General features: G+C 29.7%; 18 protein-coding genes and 1 pseudogene. 12 read left to right on the forward strand and 7 right to left on the reverse strand.

The annotated features are described in order from the left end of the window. Positions 1–4: 4 nt before the first annotated feature. Positions 5–139 carry a hypothetical protein gene (locus RCG18_RS18580; RefSeq protein WP_308037517.1) on the reverse strand — a complete coding sequence of 45 codons (135 nt, stop codon included), beginning with the start codon at positions 137–139 and terminating at the stop codon, positions 5–7. A gap of 275 nt (positions 140–414) precedes the next feature. Between RCG18_RS18580 and RCG18_RS18585 the strand changes: the two genes are divergently transcribed. Together RCG18_RS18585 and RCG18_RS18590 are read left to right on the forward strand one after the other, a co-directional pair. After that, positions 415–1,143, forward strand: a complete 729-nt coding sequence (locus tag RCG18_RS18585; protein WP_308037518.1) for a response regulator transcription factor — start codon at positions 415–417, stop codon at positions 1,141–1,143. A 100-nt stretch (positions 1,144–1,243) separates the two neighbouring features. Beyond that, positions 1,244–2,551: a HAMP domain-containing sensor histidine kinase gene (locus RCG18_RS18590; protein ID WP_308037519.1), complete on the forward strand. Its 1,308-nt coding sequence runs from the start codon at positions 1,244–1,246 to the stop codon at positions 2,549–2,551. Positions 2,552–2,719: 168 nt separating this feature from the next. Here the strand turns inward: RCG18_RS18590 and RCG18_RS18595 are convergent, their stop codons facing one another. From RCG18_RS18595 to RCG18_RS18605, 3 genes are all read right to left on the reverse strand, one after another. After that, positions 2,720–4,075, reverse strand: coding sequence for a hypothetical protein (locus RCG18_RS18595; RefSeq protein WP_308037520.1), 1,356 nt, complete (start codon positions 4,073–4,075; stop codon positions 2,720–2,722). A gap of 86 nt (positions 4,076–4,161) precedes the next feature. Next, the gene (locus RCG18_RS18600; RefSeq protein ID WP_374118935.1) at positions 4,162–5,628 is read right to left on the reverse strand and encodes an ATP-binding protein; all 1,467 of its coding nucleotides are present in this window, start codon (positions 5,626–5,628) and stop codon (positions 4,162–4,164) included. Next, positions 5,603–6,304, reverse strand: coding sequence for a response regulator transcription factor (locus RCG18_RS18605; RefSeq protein ID WP_308037522.1), 702 nt, complete (start codon positions 6,302–6,304; stop codon positions 5,603–5,605). Before RCG18_RS18605 ends, RCG18_RS18600 begins: the two co-directional genes overlap by 26 nt. Positions 6,305–7,066: 762 nt before the next feature. On the opposite strand from RCG18_RS18605, the gene RCG18_RS18610 reads away from it, so the two are divergent. The 3 genes from RCG18_RS18610 to RCG18_RS18620 all read left to right on the forward strand — a co-directional run bounded on the left by RCG18_RS18610 (position 7,067) and on the right by RCG18_RS18620 (position 9,817). After that, positions 7,067–8,503, forward strand: coding sequence for an Ig-like domain-containing protein (locus RCG18_RS18610; protein WP_308037523.1), 1,437 nt, complete (start codon positions 7,067–7,069; stop codon positions 8,501–8,503). 31 nt (positions 8,504–8,534) lie between these two features. Then, positions 8,535–8,669, forward strand: coding sequence for a hypothetical protein (locus RCG18_RS18615; RefSeq protein ID WP_308037524.1), 135 nt, complete (start codon positions 8,535–8,537; stop codon positions 8,667–8,669). A gap of 152 nt (positions 8,670–8,821) precedes the next feature. Next, entirely contained in the window at positions 8,822–9,817 is a 996-nt protein-coding gene (locus RCG18_RS18620) for an Ig-like domain-containing protein (protein ID WP_308042059.1), read from the forward strand. A 445-nt stretch (positions 9,818–10,262) separates the two neighbouring features. Here the strand turns inward: RCG18_RS18620 and RCG18_RS18625 are convergent, their stop codons facing one another. From RCG18_RS18625 to RCG18_RS18635, 3 genes are all read right to left on the reverse strand, one after another. Further along, positions 10,263–10,613, reverse strand: coding sequence for a hypothetical protein (locus RCG18_RS18625; protein ID WP_308037525.1), 351 nt, complete (start codon positions 10,611–10,613; stop codon positions 10,263–10,265). Positions 10,614–10,831: 218 nt separating this feature from the next. Further along, positions 10,832–11,209 carry a DUF6438 domain-containing protein gene (locus tag RCG18_RS18630; RefSeq protein ID WP_308037526.1) on the reverse strand — a complete coding sequence of 126 codons (378 nt, stop codon included), beginning with the start codon at positions 11,207–11,209 and terminating at the stop codon, positions 10,832–10,834. Further along, complete coding sequence (locus tag RCG18_RS18635; RefSeq protein ID WP_308037527.1) at positions 11,210–11,653, reverse strand: hypothetical protein; 444 nt, start codon at positions 11,651–11,653, stop codon at positions 11,210–11,212. A 423-nt stretch (positions 11,654–12,076) separates the two neighbouring features. Between RCG18_RS18635 and RCG18_RS18640 the strand changes: the two genes are divergently transcribed. From RCG18_RS18640 to RCG18_RS18670, 7 genes and pseudogenes are all read left to right on the forward strand, one after another. Further along, positions 12,077–12,616 carry a hypothetical protein gene (locus tag RCG18_RS18640; RefSeq protein WP_308037528.1) on the forward strand — a complete coding sequence of 180 codons (540 nt, stop codon included), beginning with the start codon at positions 12,077–12,079 and terminating at the stop codon, positions 12,614–12,616. 229 nt (positions 12,617–12,845) lie between these two features. Next, entirely contained in the window at positions 12,846–13,706 is an 861-nt protein-coding gene (locus RCG18_RS18645; protein ID WP_308037529.1) for a GyrI-like domain-containing protein, read from the forward strand. A gap of 199 nt (positions 13,707–13,905) precedes the next feature. After that, a complete protein-coding gene (locus RCG18_RS18650; protein ID WP_308037530.1) occupies positions 13,906–14,097 on the forward strand; it encodes a hypothetical protein in 192 nt (63 codons plus the stop codon). Between the two features lie 188 nt (positions 14,098–14,285). Further along, complete coding sequence (locus RCG18_RS18655; RefSeq protein ID WP_308037531.1) at positions 14,286–16,049, forward strand: diguanylate cyclase; 1,764 nt, start codon at positions 14,286–14,288, stop codon at positions 16,047–16,049. Positions 16,050–16,287: 238 nt separating this feature from the next. Then, on the forward strand, positions 16,288–18,900 hold the full coding sequence (locus RCG18_RS18660; protein WP_308037532.1) for a polysaccharide deacetylase family protein: 2,613 nt from the start codon (positions 16,288–16,290) through the stop codon (positions 18,898–18,900). A 729-nt stretch (positions 18,901–19,629) separates the two neighbouring features. Continuing rightward, a pseudogene (locus RCG18_RS18665) lies at positions 19,630–20,810 on the forward strand (glycosyltransferase). After that, a complete protein-coding gene (locus RCG18_RS18670) occupies positions 20,800–22,479 on the forward strand; it encodes a glycoside hydrolase (protein WP_308037533.1) in 1,680 nt (559 codons plus the stop codon). The pseudogene RCG18_RS18665 and the gene RCG18_RS18670 overlap by 11 nt, the downstream one beginning before the upstream one ends. The last annotated feature ends 3 nt before the right edge of the window (positions 22,480–22,482 follow it).

Here is a 22,482-nt window from a genome sequence, read left to right on the forward strand (position 1 = left end):
ACTATTATTTGTTTTTATGATTATTATTTTTACCAGTGGTGCTACTGACAGTATCTAAGGAATGTATACTAGTACTATTGCCCATATTCTCTATAGCTTTATTTACCTTAACGTTTTTATCTTTTTTATTTTTATTCATAAATTTAGACTCCTTCCAATAATAAAAGTTACTAATGTGTATTCATTATAGTTATAGGATTCACATATTATTTATGAATATGTATGGTGTTTTTTGTATTACTTTAATGGATAGTATTTTAATTCGATTTTCGGCTCATGCTTTCTTGTTATTGATATTTACATTCCAATAAACGTATAATAAATATATTAAATTAGTACTGATTTTTAATTATGATATATCACTAATGTGGAAAACACTACAATTGGATATGATAATAAAAGAGGTGTTTTGAAATGAATTTAGTAAATGATGCAGATAAAAAAGTATTACTTATAGATGATGAAAAAGATATAACTGATCTAATAGAGGATGTTTTATTAAAAGAAGGCTTTAAGAATATTAGAAAGGCTCATTGTGGTTTAGATGGTATAACAATATGTAAGAATGAAAAGCCTGATGTAATAGTACTTGATATAATGCTTCCAGATATTGATGGTATAGAGGTATGCAAAAGAATAAGGCAATTTTCTTACTGTCCTATTTTATTTTTATCTGCAAAAAATAGTGATATTGATAAAATTGTTGGATTAAGTATGGGAGGAGACGACTATGTTACTAAACCTTTCAGTCCAAGGGAAATTGCTTTTCGTATTAAGGCGCAGCTAAGAAGACAACAGTATGCCAGCATAAAAGAGGTTAGTGATAGTAAAAATGAAGTTATAAAGCTTGGCAGTATTACTATTGACAGGGTACATAGCCAGGTATACAGAGAGGATGTAGAAGTAAAACTTACAGCAAAGGAATATCAGCTTCTTTTATATTTAGCAGAAAATTCAAATAAAATAGTAAATAAGGAAAGATTATGTGAAGTAGTATGGGGAGAAGATTATATGGGATATGATAATACAATATCTGTTCATATAAGACATTTAAGAGAAAAGCTTGAGGAAAATCCTTCCAAACCTGGAATTATAGTTACTGTAATAGGGCTTGGGTACAAGCTTGTAAAAGGGAATGAGTAGAATGGAGAAATCAGGATACAAAATAGTATTCAATTTATATTATAAATTTTTTATTGCTTTTCTTATTTTAATCTTAATTTTTAATGCAATAGCATTTTATTTGCTAAATGTTAGTATTAGTAGTGAAAATAGTTATGCTAATTGGAGCAGCTGGCCTGCAAGCTTTACATCAAATTTCTATAAAAAAATTAATTTCCAAGGTGGTAAACCGCAGTTAACAGATGAAGCAATAAGTGACTTAAAAAAGTACAAACTTTCTTTTCAAATTATTGATAAAGATGGATATGTAATTTTAGGATATAATGAACCTCAAGAGGCTTTAAAGCATTATACTCCAATAGATGTAGTTCAGTTATATAAAACTGGAGGTAGCGCTAGAAATTATACTATGTTTGTTGGAAGTGTTAATAACAATGGAGAAAAGTGGACATATATTATAGGCTTTCCTGCAAAAATATCAAAAGTAGTTATGTATTTCAATTATAACAATTTTTTAAAGATCAAGCTTGTTATGCTTGGATTATTTGTACTCATTATTCTTCTTGTTGCAGTTTATGGAATATGGATGAATCATATATTATCAAATATAATATCAGGTATAAGAAGACTTGCTTCAAATGCCTATGTTCCTATGAAAGAAAAAGGAATGTATAAGGATGTATTTTATAGTCTTAATCTTTTGGATAATAAGCTTAAAGTTAGTGAAGATGAAAGAAAAAGGAATGAAACTTTAAGAGAGGAATGGGTAGCTAATATTTCCCATGATTTAAAAACTCCACTATCGCCAATAAAAGGGTATGCGGAAATATTAACGGATTATGAATATGATGTTATGCCTCAAGACGTAAAAAAGTATGGAGAGATAATACTTAGAAATGCAAAAAATGTGGAAACTATAGTTGAAAATTTGAATTTTACCTATCAATTAAAAAATGGTATGCTTCCTACAAATCGTAAAGAAGGAAATATAGTGCGTCTATTAAAGGAAGTAATTATAAATATACTAAACCATCCAGAATATAAGGAAAGAAATATTATTTTTAACTGCACAGAGAATAGGGTAAACTTTAATTTTGATAATACACTTCTTAATAGAGCTTTTACCAATTTGCTTTATAATTCAGTAATTCATAATGCGACCGATACCATAATAAAAGTTTCTATAAAAGAAGAAGATAAAATATATATAAGAATTGAAGACAACGGAAAAGGTATGGCAGAAAAAGAGTTAAAAAAGCTTTTCGAGAGATATTACAGAGGTACTAATAGCTCGGTAAGTGTTAAAGGTTCAGGACTTGGAATGGCAATTGCAAAGCAAATAATAGAAGCACATGAAGGGGAAATCAATGTGAAAAGTGTGCCGAATATTGGTACAAGCATATATATTGAGTTACCAAAGTACACTTAATTTGAAAGAATAGAATCTATTTATGTTTCAAATATGTCACAACTTTATTATATAACGAACTAAAGGCAACCTTGAGGGTTGCCTTTACAATTTCAACATTATTCTTAAAAACAGCCTTTATTTAATACAATAATTATTATTTTTAAGGAGATACAAAAATTTAAAGTTTTAGTTGCCAAAGCTAACAATATAAGTATTTATAGGAGCAGTGCTTGTGTTGTTAGCAAAAACGGAGTCTCCATAAGTAAAGGATAGAGCTGTACCTGTGCTATCCCAACGTATATTTGAAAAGTATTGAGGCACAATTATCCTTCTTTCTTCAATGCTGCCATCTTGTTTTGCTTTTTTAACTATAGCATAGTTATCTGGAGCATTCTTATCTTTTAAGCTGGAAAGCTTGACTATTTCTTTTATAGCTCCACTGTGAGTATCTATAACTTTAATAGAATCATCAGGGTTATTATTATTGTTGGAACCTATACAGGAAGCAGTTTCAATATAGGCAGCCTTACTGCCATCAGGAGATAGTATATACTCAGATTTTAATGATCCCTTGGTAGTTATACCTTTAGGCAGTTTAATCTCTTGAGTGGTTTTACCTGATTCATTTAAAATAAGAGCTCCAAAGGTTCTATTTACAAAAACTCCATCAGAAGATTTCTCACCGTTATTATTAAAATTATCAATTATAATGGTTTTACCTTTTTTATCTGCACATAGAGAATACTGATTTGAGAAAATAGTGTTTATTTCTTTAGTCTTAATATCTACAGTGCGTAATTTAACTCCTTCTTTTCCATTTTCACCTTGGGTATAATAAAACTTTCCTTCCACACTGTTTCCTAAATCTTTAATATCATCAGTACCGGATATCCAGGCAGCATCCAGTTCACCAGCCTTATAACTTCCATCAGCATATACTTTACCTGTAGTATCAATAATTGCCCATTTTCGAAAATAATTTGCTAAAATTTTATTGTTACCTACCCATATAAATTCTGCATCACTATTAAGCTTTTCTGTATTTACGGCTGTAATTTCTCCTGTAGATAAATTTAATAGCTTTACATTTTTATGAAGCAAATCTCCTGAATCAAGAGCCTTTTTCCATTCTTCACCGCCAATTTTAGGAATAGTTCTCGCCTCTGCATAAAGAACATATTTTTTATCAGGAGATACACCTAAAAATTCATCTATGTCCACATTTTTAAAGTCTTTAGAAGCCTTGGTGCTTAAATTATAAATACTACAGTATCGTATAGGTATAGTAGAATCTGGATTTTTAAATTCACTCTTTTTAGTTAAAGTCAAAACCTCATTGTCATTGAGCCATGCTACACTTTCAATATTTGCGTATTTATCAATTTGAAATCCGTTTTCGTTGGCTTTAGCAGATGACTTGTATGCCATTACTTTTATATCTTTTCTAGATGAAGCAGAAGTATTATGGGTAATTACAAATTGACTTATACTACCTATAATTCCTACTGTTAAAATTAGTGATATGATCTTTTTTCTACTCATTGAATTTTCCTCCTTTAATCTTTCTGAGATTATAATAGCAAAAAATATTCACAAAAGTATCAATAAATGTCACAAATTTGTAAACTTTATATAGAAAATTCAATATAGAATTTAGAACCTTCCTTTAACTTAGAAGCTACTTTTATTGTACCTCTTTGTTTTTCTACCAATTTTTTTACCAAGGCTAATCCTAAACCTGCTCCACCAGTTTCTCTGCTTCGATGGCTTTCAACTCTATAAAAAGGCTCAAAAATTTTATCTAAAGCATCCTCAGCTATGCCTATACCAGTGTCTTCCACTGTTAAAATTATTTTATCTTCATTTCTATGGCAGGAAATATGTATGCTTCCATTAGGTTTATTATATTTTATGGCATTATCAATCAAGTTAATGACAATATGTCGCAAGTTTTCTTCATCTGTAATAGTAATAATATCTTCAATATCACACTCTAATGTTAAGTTATTTTTCTTAATTTTCCCCATCATTCTACTACAAATTTGATCTAATATTTCTTTTAGATTTACTTCATTTTTATGTATTTCAAAATCATACTTTTCTAAAGCAGATAAATTCAAAACACTGTCTACCATAGTTGTTAAGCGATCACATTCTTTTGATATATTTGAGGTCCCTTCTTCAATCAAATCTAAATCTTTATTATAGATTTCAATCAAATCTGCATAGGCTTTTATAGTAGTAATTGGAGTCTTAAATTCATGAGTCACATTGCCTATAAATTCCTTCTGCTGTTTATCCATTTTTTCTAACTTGTCTACAGCAACACTTAAAGTATCTCTTTCAATTTTTAGTTCTTCAATGTTTTTCTCTATAGTATCGCTCATAAAGATTAAGCCTTTGCTTAATTCTCCTAATTCATCATTACGATTAATTTGCTCTATTTTATCAAAATGACCTTTTTGAATATTTTCCACTGAATTTTTCATCTTATATATGTCTCTAGTAAGCGTTAAAAAATAAAAAATTCCAAGAGTTATACCAAGTGTAAGAGCAAAAAAACCTGTGATTAGAAACATTTTTTTTATGTTATTATAAAACAAGCTATTTTCCTTAACTGAATATTCAAGTTCTAAAATTGCTACTATGTTATTTTTATATTTAATTGGTGAATAAAAATATATTACATCATTGACTTTCACATAAGATACTTTACCATCAATAGCGTATTGTATCATAGATTCTTTATCTTTATTTTCATTTAATTTTCCGTCGGTTTTAAATCCTGAAAGAAGTTCCCCTTTTGTATTATAGACACTGGCAGGTACATTTCTAAGCCAGGGTTTATTGAATATACTTCCTCTTGCAAGTTGAATGCTATTGTCAGTAGAGTTATTGTTGCTTGAGCTGGAACGTTCACTAAAATACTGCTCAAACATGTCCTTTTGTTTAAATAAAGCTGCTTCAACTTCTTTATTTTGATAACTTTTTATACCATTAAGTACTAAAATACTCAAAAACAATATAACTGTTAACAAAAGCGAGGCTGTAAAGGCAATGAGCTTAAATTTAATTCCTATCTTCAAGAAGTTCATCAACTCCTTTATAACCTATGCCGTGGATGGTATGTATTAAATTTTGATAGTTATCACCTAATTTGCGTCTTATTCTCTGTATGTGTGTATCAACAGTTCGGGTGCCTCCAATATAATCCATGCCCCAAACTGTATCTAAAAGCTGCTCCCTAGAATACACTATATTTGGATTTGAAAGAAGCAGATGCAATAGATCAAATTCCATTGGAGTAAAGTCAAGCTGTAGATTTTTTAGACTTACAGTTCTTTGTTTTTGATTAATATGAAGATCTGCAATGTCAATTATATTGTTATCATTTTTTTCATTTACAGTTTTTTTAAATCTTCTCGATAGAGACTTCACTCTTGCAATTACTTCTCTTATGTCAAAAGGCTTGGTCAAATAATCATCTGCACCTAATTCCAGGCCTAATATTTTGTCCACAATGTCATTTTTAGCTGTAAGCATAATAATGCCAATATTTTCTCCTTCGAGTTTTTTGCATACATCATAACCATTGATTACAGGAAGCATTAAATCTAAAATTACTATATGTGGGCTAAAGCTTTTTACTTTATCGAGTGCTTCCTGACCATCATAGGCTCTTTCTATATGGTAACCTTCTTTTTTTAATGCATAGGTTAATACATCTAAAATGCTCTTTTCATCATCTACTATAAGTATTTTTTCGTTCAAATTTTATCCCCCCAGATTTTATTATTATCTAAGATTTACAGAAAAAGTATTAATCTTACTGTAAGCCAATTTTATAATTTAAAGCAGAACTTTAATAAATAAAAATGCCCCGTGTTAAATTATAACAAAATTTATAAGCTATATACAAATATTGAAATAGTTATCAGTAGATGTATCTTTTACATGAATTTTATTCAATGACTTCATAATTTTGATAAAAAGGTGAAAATACGTTATAATATGTATAGAAAATACCGAACGACATTACTCTGTATATGTTATATAATAAGTATAAGGACAATTGCCTAATGGTTGTAGTGGGGATTACATACTGTGGTGGCAACAGTAAAGCACTCGGACAAATCTGAGTGCTTATTTTTTAAAATATACAAAAATGTAACAATTTGGTTATACTTGCGTAATAATTGAAAGCTATAATAAAAATTGTCCTAAGTCATTATAAGCTTGTAGGATGAATTCCCTAGTCCTATAAATAATATATTCGATCAAGCACTGGTGTAAAAGCCGGTGCTTATTTAATATTAAGAACAAATAGAATAGTAGCAAAATATGGAACGTTAAATGTTAGTTTTAGGTAAGTTATACTTTTAAATAAAATTTTTACTCAAATTTCAACATATGTAGACATTTACAATAATTTGTATTACGGTTTTCGTTGCAAGCATAGCTAAGGGCATTTAAAATAATTGTTGGACATGTTCAAAAAATGTTAAAAATTATTTTAAATGGAGGAATATACATATGAATAGATTTTATAAAAGATTAGGCATAGTTTTTATAATGGCTTTTGCTATTATGTTAGGATGCTTTACTAATGTTTTGGCTGCAGATAATGCTGAGATTGGAGTTGCCAATTTAAATAATACACCAGAAAATAGTGCTAAAGTAGGAGACGAAATAATTCATCCAGAAAAAGGATGGAAAAGATATGATGACACTGATGGTAATATAAAATATATTGGTAATGGGTGGCAAGTAGGAGGAAATGTAGATCCAATACATTTTATTGTATCAAATGAGGGTGAAATTAGATTTAATTTTGTTGGAACAAAATTAAGAATAGTAGGGCCTATATCCGTAGCAGGACTTTCTTCAAATATAAAAATTATTATTGATAATAATTTGGAACAATTCTCTGAAAAAGGTGAAAAAAGTAGTTTGCATTCTAGAGCAATTTCATATGAAAAGCTTAATTTGTCAAACAAAGAACATAGTGTAAAAATTATATGTAATAACGATGGTAATTATGCTGAATTCAATTATTTTGATATAGATTCAACAGGAGAACTAAAACCATATAACGAAAACCCTCCAGCTATTATATCAAATATAACACTCAACAAGTCTACAGACAACTTACAAGTAGGAAAAACCGATACTTTAACAGCAACAATTACACCAGATAATGTAACAAATAAAATTGTAAAGTGGGAAAGTAGTAATAAGGATATAGCAACAGTAGATGAAAATGGTGTAGTAACAGCAAAAAATGAAGGTAAAACAACAATAACAGCCACAACAACTGATGGAAGTAATTTAAGTGCAAAATGTATTGTAACTGTAACAACACAAGTACCACCAGTGTCACAGGGAGTTGTATTAAATGTAGAACCAGAAAAAACTAAAATAAAGAAAAATGAAACAGTATCTGCTAATTTAGTTATTGATAATATAAAAGAAATAGCAGCAGAAGATGTAAGAATAAAATATGATAATACTAAATTACAATTTTTGGGAATGGGTGAAACTGATGGAATAAAATTAGTAAAAAGTGATACTCAACCTGGTGAACTAAGAGTTATAGTTGCAAGCAAAGGCTCAGCTAATGTAGTTAATGCTAAAAAGACATTATTAAAGTTAAACTTTAAGGGAATAGCAGCAGGTGAAGCTTTAGTTGATGTAACTAAAGGTAGGATTTCTGATGGTATCACAATGGAGAAAGATTTAACAGATGCAGAGTGTGGACAGGCTACAATAACTATAGAAGATTTAAAGGATGTAAATAACAGTGGAGAATTCACACTTTTGGACTTAGCTATAGATGCAAGACACTTAGGGGAAGATCCTAAAACACTTGCTCAGTATAATACAGACATAGTTGAAAATAATGCTATCGATGATGATGACTTATTAAAGATAGGAGAGTACATGTTAGCAAACCCTAATTATAAGTTTTAGTAAAAGTAAATGAATCTGAAGGAGAAATAATATGAGTAAAATTTATAAAAAAATAAGTATTATATTTGTAATGGCTTTCGCTATTGTGTTAGGATGTTTTAATAATGCTTTAGCTGCGGATTCAACGAATTATGTACCAAAAAAGATTATTCGGCTAATTTATTAGCAAATTATAAATTTGATGAAACAATTGGAACAACATGTGTCGATTCAAAAGGTGCTTATAATGGAATTTATAATGGAACAACTAGTGTTACTGATATATCTCAAGGGACAAGTAATACTTATAGAAGATTTAATATTAATCAAAACAATTATATTGAGTTTAATAATCCTGTTATTCCCAAGGGGAAAAAAAGTATTAAGTTTAAAATAAGAACAACAACTAAACCTACAAATGCAAGTGATTTTATGGAAGTATTTGATAACTGCAAAACTGATATAGCTAAAAATGGTATGTACTGTACTATTGATTTAAAAGGAACTTTAGGAATTGGAGGTGTAGATTCTTCAGGTGACTGGAATAATATGAATTATATAATTGGAGTACCTAATGTAGCAGATGGAGATTGGCATACCATACTGTTTACATGGGATGGTACAACTAATGCCAATTCTATTAAAATGTACAAGGATAATTTAATTCAACCTGTTGCTCAAGTTACACCTAAACGAGAAGATAAAGATCCTACTGAAAAATTAGCATTTGGTAAAAAGGTTGCTCCAAACACACCATATTTTAATGGGGATTTAGATGAAATAGAAATATATAATGATGTAGTAGAGTATGGAGTTAAAAGCACTGGAATCTCGCTAGATAAGACATCAACAAATTTAACAGTAGGGCAAACAGATAGTTTAACAGCAACAATAACACCAGATAATGCAACAAATAAAAATATGAAATGGGTATCAAGTGATCCCAATATAGTAACAGTAGATGAAAATGGAAAAGTTACAGCAGTAAAAGAGGGAACAACAACAGTTTCAGCGATTACAATGGATGGAAGTAACTTAAATGCATCATGTATTGTAACTGTAAAAAAGGTTGATACACCAGAACCGCCAACTAATAATAACGGCAATGCAATACTAACTCTAACAATGACTAATGGAAACATAAAATTATATACAGTAAGTATGACTAAAGTAAATGACTTTATAAGCTGGTATAACAATAGAGCAAGTGGTAGCTCAGGAAATGCTTATTATTCATTTGACAAAACAGATAGCTTACAACCATTTACAAAGAAAACTGAATATGTAGTATTTGATAAAATATCATCTTTTGAAGTAGATGAATATAGTAAATAGAACTAAATGATATAGAAGATGTAAGGCACTTGGTTAACTCCAGGTGCTTATTATTTTACAAGTTGTTAAAGAAGTATATGGTTATTTTACAATAATGACACAAGTATGTAACAATTGACATTTATAATAATAATTGTCCTAAGCTAGTAAAGCTTAGAGGAGAAAATAATGCTTTCAATTCATAATAGTTCCCTTTATGTTATATAAAAAATAAGCACTGGTAGAAATACTGGTGCTTATTTATTTTTAAATGTAACATTATAATAAATTAACCATATAATGAAATTAATTAGGATAGGATACATTAATTACCTCCATATCGTAGTACTGGCAGAGATGTCAGTACTTATTATTTTTAAAGAAATTAGATAAAAATAAACTGCAGCCTAAGCCGCAGTTATGTTTAATTAATCTAGGTATATAGTTATTATTAATTTTCTTTATGCTACATCCACCATGGTCTGTGATGGAAATGAGGTCTATGATGGAAGAAAAATGGTCTGTGATGGAAGAAGAATGGTCTATGATGGAAGAAAAATGGTCTCTCATGGAAAAATGGTCGACGAGGATCAGGATCATCAAATCCACTACTAGGCATCATTTGAGTAGGCATCATTTGCTGTCCATGCATCATTGGGAAGCAGCATATCATAGGGCAGCAGCACATCATAGGACAACTCATTCCAGAATGATAATGCCCATGGTGATGGTGATGTCCATGATGGTGATGACGACGAGTATCATCTAAATTTTGATTAAGTTCTTGGTCAATATTCTGATTTTCGTTTCTATACATTAATAAGCCTCCATAAGATTTTTACACACAATACATAATATGCAGGATATAAAATAAGGTTACAAAAGTTTAAAAAGAAGGTGAGAGGCAGTAATACCACTAGAGCCTGCATCTATAAAAATGCAGGCTTATTTTTGATATAATAAAATCTTAGACGGATAAGCAGTAATAGAGATTATAGACTAATTTTATCAGCATGGTAGAAAACAATTAATGGATCATTTACCGCTTGAAGTTGCAATTTCCTCTATTTTATTTTCAAATTCTGTGAGTGCATTTGAATCCAATGTATCACCTAAGTAATGATTTATTTTTTTAGTATGCCCATTAGTATATTCTACAGAAGTTATAACGCTTGGAAAATCAGTTTTAGAAGGTCCAGAAGGATTATACACATATTCAGCGTATCCAAATTGATCTATTAGATCATTTAATTCATTCACTGCTTCAGGGGATATAGTCCACTCATGTTCTCCCAGTTTGGAAACATTCCGAATACCAGTCCATTTAACTTTTCCCGTATTATCTATTTCAATTATATATTCAGGACAAGCACCAAAACAGGCCGTTCTTTCAAGAGTAATTTTTTTAAACATTCATTTTTCTCTACAGTCACATTCCCCATATTCGTATTCATAAGGATTTCCATTTCTCGCTCTTCTTCGTAAACATCTAAGTCTGCTTATTGTTTGATAGTCAAATACTTCATCATCTCCAGTACTTACATTTGTTCCGACTAAACTATCTTCTCCTGCTCTAAAATTTCTTAATGTAATTACTTGACCATTATTCAAGGTTACCTCAAGCCTAGGTCTTCTTCTTTCCTCGCAGCGCCTAGCAACTCTTCTCGCAAAACTAGGGTCTACAGCTAAGAAAGTACCTGGTGCTGCTGGAGGTGGATATTCTTCCTCAACTTCCAAAACTCCTTCTTCTTGCCTGTCATAAAAATTTTCATAGTAAGGACAATGGTATCTTGGAAAATTAAAAGTTCCTCTTGCCATATAAGGGCACTGATAAAACCATTGATAACAACAATTCATTCTTTTTCCTTCCTTTATAATTGATATCAATTTTATCAATAATATGCTTTAAAGCATATTATTCCTCATCTGGTGGATAATCATCTTCGTCTATTCTCATTGTTTCTATACATTATTTGTAAACCCATTATTTCATCGTTACCCCAATAGGCTCTATTGATGTTATTGGTATAAGGAATTTTGTAAAAAATGCTTACAAATTATAATATGATATTTAACAAATAGATGTTACTATTTGTTTTGAATTTATGAGTATGTACTCAAAATCAAGAAATTTTACATTGATAATGATAAATAAGGATATTAGATATAAGGTTTTGTTGTATAATTTTTATATTTTAAAGATAGTAACACTTGATTCTTTAATATCATAAAATATTTTAAAGTACATTTTTATAGTAATGATTAAAAGGAGAATATCTTATGCATTGTTACAACTGTCAATATTTTAATCAGTGTTCATACAGAAATCAATTGATTCCTATGCCCTATTACTATAGCAGAGGCTACAGAAGAATAGGACCTGGTATGGAAGAACCACCAGTAGAAATGTCTGGATCTGAAGAAGAACCTAATTACATTCCTGCGGAACCACCGGGTGGTGCTATGGATAAAGATCGAATAATAAAGGAAATAGAGTCTTGTAAAAGTGGGTGGTTTTATATCTGGACTGAAATGGATACTGAATTTTGGGACAAGATAGTAAGCCATGATAGAGATTCGGTTACGACTAACAAGCATGGAAAAATTTTATATGATAGAATAAGAAAAATAAAATGTCACGAAGCAACGAAAAAAACTCAAGTCCCTGAAGAAAATCAGGAGCCTTTAGAAGAAGGCGAAGAAGAGTTTGTTATGGCTAAACGCTTCTATGATAATAACTGTAAAAATTGTTACTATTACCATGTATGCCCAGTTAAAATGAAAATACCTCATTCTCCATATTACAGAGCTTCCAGATAACTATTTTATCATAGGTAGCAGTCAATAGGCCCATCACCAATAACTGGAGGACCAATATCAAATTACGCTGTTTTAGATTGTAACATAAATGTAAAAAGGTATGCTAATAAATTTATTAACATACCTTTTATGTTTATTAATACCGCTAATAAGTCAAACATTTTTGGGCACAAATTGAGAGGACAATAGAGTTATTTTTAAGTATACTTTAATTGAAGGAGATGATGGAATGGAGTGGTTGGACAACCTAAACCAATCTATAAGTTATATAGAAGATAACTTAACAGGTGAGATAGATTATGATCATGCGGCTAAAATTGCCTGTTGTTCAGTTTTTCATTTTCAGCGAATGTTTTCGTATATTGCAAATATACCACTGGCTGAATATATTAGACGCAGGCGTATGACCTTAGCAGCTTTTGAATTGCAAAATAGCGATATAAGAATTATTGATCTGGCACTAAAGTATGGTTATGAATCGCCTACTTCCTTTTCACGTGCATTTCAAAACATTCATGGCATAGCACCTTCTGTTGCAAAAACTGACGGTGTTAAGCTTAAGGCCTACCCACGCATTACATTCTCAATTTCAATTAAAGGAGATGAAGAAATGAATTACAAAATTGTGAAAAAAGAAGCATTTAGAATTGTAGGTGCAAAGGAACACATGGAATTGAATGTAGAAGAAAACTTTGTTAGAGTGCCGCAATTTTGGGCAGAAACCTTCCAAAATGGTATGTTTGAAAGGGTATGTCAATTATCTAATAAAGAGCCCTATGGAGTACTTGGTGTTAGCACTTGTATGAATGGAAAAGATTTTGATTATTATATTGCATGTTCCACTGATAAAGCAATACCAGAGAATATGTACGAGTATGAAGTACCTGCTGCAACATGGGCAATTTTTGAATGCGTAGGACCTATGCCTAATGCCATTCAAGAACTGCAAAAACGTATTGTTACCGAATGGCTGCCAACATCAGGATATGAATATGCTGATGCTCCAGACATAGAAGTATATCCTGAAGGAGATACAACATCTGAGAATTATAAAACTGAAGTATGGTTACCAGTAGTTAAGAAACAGTAAAGTGTAAATGTTATCTATGGTAGTACAACTTAGATTATTACGTTCTCTATTATGAAAGAACTGTAAGTGGATTTTTAATTATTAATCTACTTATAGTTTTTTTATTTTTGACATTAACAATTTATGAATATAAACATTTTATAATATTCAAACTATTAAGAATATGATATAATATGATATATAGAAGGGGGTATGTTTTATGGAACAATATAGAGGATATGAAATAATGGTTATAGAAAATCATGAAAAAGAGTACCCATATAAGGCAATTGCCAGAAAAGGAGATCAGGAAGTTAAACATAAGGGACAGAGTAAGATTCAAGCAGTCGATTTTGTCAAAGCAAGCATTAATGTCATTGTAGATAAGATAGAAACAAAAAATACACTATAACAAAAGCAAAATCCTAAAGATTTATCACTGTAATCTTATCTAAATAAAATTACATAGGATATGGAAAATGAATTAAAAAGTAAAACATAAGAACTGTAAGTGGATTTTATAAAATTATCTGCTTACAGTTCTTTTAAGTATTTATAATTTTTCTGAAGATGAGGTTGTTATTTTTTCGTATAAATGTTATGGTAAAATTTATAGAACATTACAAGGGATTGGGATTCTGCAATATGAAAAACTTGAAAAAATTATTTTTGATATTATTTGCAATTATTTTTATTATTTTATTTTTTCTGTCTGAAAGAAAAGCGAATATTGATATTAAGGCTTATGATGGTATTTTAAATCTTTCACAGTGGAATTTTAGGGAAAATGGAGAGGTTAAACTTAAAGGTAAGTGGGATTTATACTATGACGAGCTGCTGAAGCCTGAAGATATAAAAACAAGAACTGCAAACAACTATTATAATATTCCAGGAAGATTGAGCGATCAGATATTTGGAAAGAAACAGGGATATATGACACTTCATTTAAAAATATATGTTCCTAAAGATGAAATTTATGGTGCTTATTTCAATGACTTATTTACATCATCTGATATATGGGTAAATGGCGTATATTTAGATGGACACGGTAAAGTTGGAACAAATATTTCCGATGAAAGGCCAATATATAGACCTCAATACATATTTTTTCCTTCTGTAGATAAGGTAGTAGATATTGTAATTCATACGAGCACCTATGTAGATTTAGAACCATCACTTAAAGCATCCACTTTCGGAACAAAACAACAAATAATGAAGCTTAATTATAAAAATGTAGCACTTGACGGGGTTACAATTGGTATTATGTTCATCATGGGAATTTTAAGTTTTGGTTTTTATTTTACCAAAACAAAGCAAAAAAGAAATATTTACTTCTCAAGCATTTGTTTTTTTATGATTTTAAGATGTTTAGTATATAACAGTAGATTATTGGTGCAAATGTATCCTAATATGCCCTATGAAGTTTTAAGTAAGATAGCTGCTATCACATTTTATCTTTCTACAACTTTTTATATTTTATTTTTAAATGATATATTTGACAATAAGATTATTATAAAAAATATGGCAATAGCTTACGGAGTGAGCTTCACAATATTATGTATTCTTACTGGCAACAGGATATATGACAGAGTTGGAATGTATGGACAAGTTATATTTCTATTTTTTGTTTTATATCTATTTATATTTTTTATTAAAGAAATTCATAATAAAAATTTGAATGCTGAAAAAAATTTCTTTCCCTTCATTGTAATATGTATAACTGGATTGAATGATATACTGGTAAATAATTCAGTTTTATATAATTCTTATGTTGTTACTTACGGAGCCATTGTATTTATTATTATGGAATCAATATTTATAGTAAATGATTATTTAGAAAAACATAGAAAACTTGAATATTTAAATAGGGATGGCCTTACAGCTTTATACAACAATAAGTATATTAAAGAATTACTATCTATACAGTTAAATAACTATGTTCAAAAAAATGAAAAGTTTTCATTACTAATGATAGACATTGATGATTTTAAAGAAATAAATGATACTTTGGGACATATGTTTGGAGATACAGTTATAACTGATGTGGCAAGCATATTATGCGATATTATAGGTAATAAAGGATACATAGGAAGATTTGGAGGAGATGAATTTATTATAATACTACCTAAAACTACAGAGAATGATGCTGCAATACTAGCTGAAGAAATAATGAAAAAACTTGAAACTTTAAATGAAAAATATAATATTAATAAGAAAATAACTCTAAGTATAGGAGTATATGAAAATGATGCAAATGATTTAGCACAATGTATAAATAATGTGGACTCCTCCATGTACAAAGCAAAAACATCAGGAAAAAATCGTATTAATAGTATACTCATACATCCGCAGAAAAAATATTAAGAAAAATGACAAAAGATGAGCTACAAAAAGGTAGCTATCGCTATTAACCTTAAAAAACTGTAATTAGATTTTTAATTATTTATCTATTTATAGTTTTTTTATTTTGATAAAAAAGTAAAAATAAGTTATAATATGGATACATCACTCTAAAATGGTAGTGTTATCTAGGGAAATCATACCTTAAAAAACTCCCAAAATATTAGTTGATTAAATAAAAGTTATAATTGTGAGGTGAAATATGAAAAAAAAGCAAATTATTGTTACTATTGTAATTTTATCAGCAAGTATTTTTACTGGTAACTTTATATATAAAAATTATAGTATAGATACTAGCTCAGGAGAAATAGTTATAAGTAAAAAAAGTAATTATGATGCATCAGATGAAATTAAAAAGGCATTAAGTTCATTAAATAGTAACAAAAAATCGGATTTTATAACAAATATTGATACATCATCAAATATAATAGCATTATCCTTTGAGGGCCTCAGTAATAAAGATACCATGGATAAAATAATAGCTATGTTAGATAAACATGGAATTAAGGCAACATTTTTTATTCCAGGAGTTAAAGCAGCTGAGGACCCTAGTATAGTGAAAATGCTTCAAAAAGATGGACATGATATAGGAAGTGGAACTCTTTCTTGGAATAAGAGTATGGAAAAGGTATCCTCAAAAGAGTTAGTTACTGATTTCTGTAGAACCAATAAAATTTTGAAATCTATAACTGGAAAAGATCCTATTTTACTTAAGTGTAATTCTACTGCTTATAACGATAGTATCCTAACAGCAGCTTATGCATCAGGGAATAAATATGTTATAAATAGTAATCATTATTTAAGTTATCAAAGCTTTAAAAATTATGAACAAGCATATGGATATGTAAAGAACTTAGAAAAAGGAACAATAATCTCTATAAAGTTAGAAGGTGTTCTTGATAGTTCTGAATATGGAGAAAAAAGAGGAGAAGAGAAGCCTGCAATAGATAAGCAAGCTGGTATAAATGAGAAAAAGAATAAAGAGGAAAAAGAAGTTGCTATTACACAAATAGTAGAATGGATCTTAAAATCAATAGATGAACAGAATAAAACTGTTGTTAAAGTAGCTGAGTTTTCAGGTTCTCCAAAATACAATAAACCACAAAAAATAAAAAACGTATCGAATAATAAATACACTAAAAATACCGCATTAAATAGTAAACCTATTGCAAAAAATACACTAGGAAATAAAGAAGAAAAGAAAGAAGAAAAAAAGGAAGAAAAGAAAGAAGTTAATAAGGATATAGATTTGATAAATTATAAAGAGTTAGTAGAAAAAAATAATAATAAGCAAGCACCTATTATTTCAGGATTTTATACTACTCAAAAATCTTTAGCATATACCTTTAGAGGCCTAAGCAATGAAGCTAGTTTAGATAAAGTATTGGAAACACTTGAAAGACTTAATGCTAAAGGAACATTTTTTGTGACAAAAGAGGAAATATTAAAACATCCTGATAGAATAAATAAAATCTTAAGTAAGGGTCACGAAATTGGAAACGGCGGCATAACAACTAATTTGACTTTACTAAATAAATCAACAGAAGAAATTTGTAAAGAAATATATGAAGTAGATAAACTATTAAAAGAAAAAGGAATAAATACAAGTGCATATATGGCTGGGTATGGGTATGTAGATCCTCAAATTCAAGAAGCCTTATCAGCAATAACTAATATCCCATCTCTTAAAGATTACGAGTTATTTACCTACACAAAGGCACCGGTTGTTAACAAATATAAAGGTATGAGTGCTGAGGACATTGTATCCGATTATTTCAACATAAATTCGTATGTATCACTTCGAAAGGGAGAAATAGTTTACTTTAGATTAGACTCAAGCTTATTTAAAGACAATGATGTTATTGCAAATATGATTGATATATTAACTAAAAATTATGTTCAAAATGGCTATGCTAGTAGGTACAATGAAAAATCAAAAGATTATGATTTAGTTCAAAAGCCATTAGGTTATTCTATAGTAACTTTAGGAAACATACAAAAAACTATTGAGACCCCATCACAGTTTGGTAGATACAATATTATAAAGAATCCAATTCCTATGAAGAAAAGAACCTATAAAGAAGCACTAAAAATGATGAAAACTAATTATATAGGCAATGAGTATATAGATTTAAGTGACTTTAGTGAAGAGGAAAAGCTATCTATTGATAAAAGTGGAACCATTGATACAAAGGGTGAAAATGTTATATTCTTTAGCTTCGATGATTGGGGAGGAGACCCAGAAATAAATGAAATACTTGATGTATTAAATAAACATAATGTAAAGGCAACATTTTTTGTAATATCGAAATATGCAGATATTAATAGCGGTATATCAAATGCTAACCCGAACCTACTTAGAACAATTGCTTTAAATGGTCATGATATTGGAAGTCATAATTATAACCATGAGCTTTTAGGAGCTAATAGGCAAGAACTCGAAGTTTCCCTAATTAAATCTTATGACGTTATGGAAAGTGTAATAGGTGATTTAAATTCCCTTAAACCATATTTTAGACCACCTACCTTGCTTTTGAAAAAAGAAGGGTTAGCGGCTGTATATGAAAGTGGCTATAAATATACTGTTAGTGGAAATATTACAACTCATGACTATGAAAGGCCTTCTGCACAGGATATTGTTGATTACATAAGAGATGGACTAGTTAAAAATAGGGGAAACGTAATAGTAATGCATATGAACGACCAGGCTTATTATACCGCTGAAGCTTTAGATATATTCCTAACTAACAATGAAAAAGGATTATATGGAGAAAAATATAAAATTGCAAAGTTAAGTGATTATTTAGAAAAATAATGCTATAAATTAGGAGTTTAAAGAATGAAGGTTAAATACAAGAAATTAAAAAAAGATCAAGGTAAAGCCGAGGATATTCTTTTAAATCCACGCAGAGATAGGAGATTACTCGCAAATGTTCCTGATAAAGAAGCTATAAGAAGTAGTATTGATCGTAGAGGGAAAAAGGCACTAGAGGATTATAATGGTGATCCCAGTTTATTTATAAAAAGCAAAAAAGCTGGAATAAGGTACGTAATGCAAACTGACGTTGAAGTAATATGTAAAAGCAAAAAAGGCGACAGCACATTTAAAGTTAAATCCTTAGATGTTTCTACTACAGGAATTTTATTAGAATTAAGAGATCAAGAGCAATTAAATATAATTAGCGATACTGATAGTATTAAGTTAAAATTTAAAGTATTACCTGGTTCTATGCCAGAGGGATATGAAATGAATATTAAAATTAATGGGAAAAAGGTTCGAGATGCTGTTACAGCAGATGGAAAAATAATGTGCGGCATGGAGTTTATTGAGAGCTTATCACAATATTCCGGTAGAAAGAAGGATAGATATGTATTAGCTGCTTCTAGCTTATTACTATTATTTATAAGTATGTTCATTATATTAATGCGGGCAGAAAGTGTTATATACTTTAGATTTAATAAGTGGATATATCTATATAGTATTATTGCAGCTGTATTTTTATTAAGCAGATATTTATTTGGTGTTTTATACAAGCCTATGCCAATGGATGTTAATTATACACCAGGTGTAACAATTATTATTCCTTGTTTTAATGAAGAGCAGTGGATAGAAAACACAATTTTAAGCTGCATTAACCAAGACTATCCTATTGATAAATTAGAAGTTATAGTTGTAGACGATTGTTCTAATGATAATTCTGTAGGTAAAATTAAAGAGACTATAGAGAAATTAAATAAGGAAGCAGAAAGATTTGATGCTCCAAACAGGGTAAAGTATTTTGTTCAAGAAAAAAACGCAGGAAAAGAGATGCTCTTTCCAGAGGAGTTTTAAGTGCAAAGCATGATTTAGTTGTATTTGTTGATTCAGACAGCTTCTTAGATCCTTTTGCAATAAGAAATCTAGTTCAACCTTTTAAAGATCCTAAAATGGGGGGAGTATCAGGTAGGACAGATGTTGCCAATACTTATACAAACAATTTAACTAAAATGCAGTCTGTTAGATATTATATTGCTTTTAGAATTATGAAAGCAGCAGAGGCTTACTTTGATGCAGTTACATGTTTATCAGGACCGCTGGCCTGCTACAGAAAACAAATAGTTATGGATAATATGAATGAATGGATAAATCAAAAGTTTTTAGGTCAAAAGGCAACCTTTGGAGATGATAGAGCTATGACTAATTTTGTATTGAATGGACATAGAACTAGTTATCAAGATACGGCAATCTGCTCCACTGTTGTACCTAATAAATATAGTGTATTTCTTAGACAGCAAATGAGATGGAAAAGGTCATGGCTTAGAGAATCAATTATTGCAGGAAAGTTTATGTGGAAAAAAGAACCTTTTATGGCCGCCTTCTTTTACATGGGGGTATTTGTTCCTGTTGCTGCACCTATAATATTCACTTATAACCTAATTTATGTACCAATTGTACACAGGATATTTCCAACAACATTTCTTATTGGACTATTAATGATGGCATTAATGATGAGCTTTGCCCAGATGTTTTTTAGAAGAAGCACAACTTGGATTTTTGGAATGTTATTTTGCGTTTATTATGAAGCGGTATTGCTTTGGCAAATGCCTATAGCATGGGTAACATTTTGGAAATCAACATGGGGAACAAGAATGACTCCAAGTGATATAGAAGCTCAAAGAAAAAGAGAGCAAAAGAAACGGTCCAGTATATTAATAAAAAAGGAGGAAAGTGTATATGAAGAATAAAAATTTTTCTCCTGAAAAAAAAGATAGAGTTAAGATAATAAGAAGTATATTTCAAGGAATAATTTTATGTGTAATATTAATAATTATTATAAAAGCTCTATATACCTTTTCAGTATATGAGCCCTACAGTGCATATGCTGCATCTAAGGAGAGGAAGAATGGTTTTATTGCGGTATCCTATTTTGGTGTAGATAGAACTGGAGATGCTACACTAATAAGCACTGAAGCATTAGAGAAACAAATAAAAGCATTAAAAGATAATGGGTATGTAACAATAACTCAGCAAGATATATTAGATTACTATAAAAAAGGAAGGACATTACCAGAAAAATCAGTATTTTTATTATTTGAAGATGGAAGAAGAGATACGGCAATATTTTCTCAAAAAATTCTAGAACAATATAACTATAAAGCCACGATACTGACTTATGCAGATAAATTTGCAAAGAAAGATCCTAAGTTTTTAACGCCTAAAGATTTACTACAGCTAAAAGATACCTCCTATTGGGAATTGGGAACTAATGGATACAGACTGGAGTACATCAATGTTTTTGATAAAGACTCAAATTACTTAGGAAAATTAAATTCCGTTGAGTTCTCAAAGGCAGCCCCTAAAATCCATAGACAATATAATCATTATCTTATGGATTACATCAGGGATGAACATGGCATTCCTATGGAAAGTTATGAGGAGATGAAAGAACGTATTAATAATGATTATGGAATGCTATCAAATATATATAATAAAGAGCTTGGATACATACCATCTTTATATGTGCTTATGCATTCAAATACAGGAAAGTTTGGTACAAATGATAAAGCTAGTGAAGTAAATAGTAAATGGATTAAAGAACTGTTTAGCATGAACTTTAATAGAGAGGGATACTCATTAAATTTACAAAGCAACTCTATTTATGATTTAACAAGGGTTCAACCACAGGCATATTGGAGCACCAATCATTTATTAATGAGAATTGGGGATGATACTAAAAGAAACACTGAATTTGTTGTAGGAGATAAAGAAAAAGCTAAAAAGTTCCAAAAAATAAAAGGACAGGCAGAGTTTGTAGATGATAAAATTATATTAACATCTCTGCCAAAAGAAAAAGGCCTTATTAAATTGGTAAATAGCAAAAGTTATAAGGATATTAAAGTATCAACAATACTAAATGGTAATATCATAGGTTCTCAATCTATATACTTAAGATCCAATGAAGACGGAAGCAATAGCATATGTGTTCAACTTATTAATAATAAAGTTAATGTTATTGAAAATTCAAAGGTCAATAAAAAAATCCTATATTCTTTAGACTTAGGTGATAAGAATAAAGAATTTGATATAAAAGAGCCTGGAAGCAAAAAAGTTGATATAACATTAATTGATAAAAAGTTGACCTTATCCATTGATGACAAGAAGATAGTAGAAGATTTAAAAGTAAGTAACGGAAATGAAGGCAGTATTCTTCTTGAATCTGCATGGGGACAATATGGATATAGCCAAAGAAATATTGCAGATGACGTATATGATGGAGTATTTAAAAGTTTTAAAGTAACTAATATAAATAACGAAGTTTTATATGATTCTTCATTAAAAGGGATGGAAGCTATAACTTATAAGATTAAAAGTTCTTCCAATAAACTTGTGAACTGGTTTATTAAGAATTTATAGTTT

Source organism: Clostridium sp. OS1-26 (genome assembly GCF_030915445.1).
Lineage (GTDB): Bacteria > Bacillota > Clostridia > Clostridiales > Clostridiaceae > Clostridium_AM.

What these genes read in the sequence shown, in the direction of transcription:
- RCG18_RS18580 (WP_308037517.1), bottom strand. Translation starts at nt 139, where the DNA reads ATGAATAAAAATAAAAAAGATAAAAACGTTAAGGTAAATAAAGCTATA.
- RCG18_RS18585 (WP_308037518.1), top strand. Translation starts at nt 415, where the DNA reads ATGAATTTAGTAAATGATGCAGATAAAAAAGTATTACTTATAGATGAT.
- RCG18_RS18595 (WP_308037520.1), bottom strand. Translation starts at nt 4,075, where the DNA reads ATGAGTAGAAAAAAGATCATATCACTAATTTTAACAGTAGGAATTATA.
- RCG18_RS18600 (WP_374118935.1), bottom strand. Translation starts at nt 5,628, where the DNA reads ATGAACTTCTTGAAGATAGGAATTAAATTTAAGCTCATTGCCTTTACA.
- RCG18_RS18610 (WP_308037523.1), top strand. Translation starts at nt 7,067, where the DNA reads ATGAATAGATTTTATAAAAGATTAGGCATAGTTTTTATAATGGCTTTT.
- RCG18_RS18615 (WP_308037524.1), top strand. Translation starts at nt 8,535, where the DNA reads ATGAGTAAAATTTATAAAAAAATAAGTATTATATTTGTAATGGCTTTC.
- RCG18_RS18625 (WP_308037525.1), bottom strand. Translation starts at nt 10,613, where the DNA reads ATGTATAGAAACGAAAATCAGAATATTGACCAAGAACTTAATCAAAAT.
- RCG18_RS18630 (WP_308037526.1), bottom strand. Translation starts at nt 11,209, where the DNA reads ATGTTTAAAAAAATTACTCTTGAAAGAACGGCCTGTTTTGGTGCTTGT.
- RCG18_RS18635 (WP_308037527.1), bottom strand. Translation starts at nt 11,653, where the DNA reads ATGAATTGTTGTTATCAATGGTTTTATCAGTGCCCTTATATGGCAAGA.
- RCG18_RS18640 (WP_308037528.1), top strand. Translation starts at nt 12,077, where the DNA reads ATGCATTGTTACAACTGTCAATATTTTAATCAGTGTTCATACAGAAAT.
- RCG18_RS18645 (WP_308037529.1), top strand. Translation starts at nt 12,846, where the DNA reads ATGGAGTGGTTGGACAACCTAAACCAATCTATAAGTTATATAGAAGAT.
- RCG18_RS18650 (WP_308037530.1), top strand. Translation starts at nt 13,906, where the DNA reads ATGGAACAATATAGAGGATATGAAATAATGGTTATAGAAAATCATGAA.
- RCG18_RS18655 (WP_308037531.1), top strand. Translation starts at nt 14,286, where the DNA reads ATGGTAAAATTTATAGAACATTACAAGGGATTGGGATTCTGCAATATG.
- RCG18_RS18660 (WP_308037532.1), top strand. Translation starts at nt 16,288, where the DNA reads ATGAAAAAAAAGCAAATTATTGTTACTATTGTAATTTTATCAGCAAGT.
- RCG18_RS18670 (WP_308037533.1), top strand. Translation starts at nt 20,800, where the DNA reads ATGAAGAATAAAAATTTTTCTCCTGAAAAAAAAGATAGAGTTAAGATA.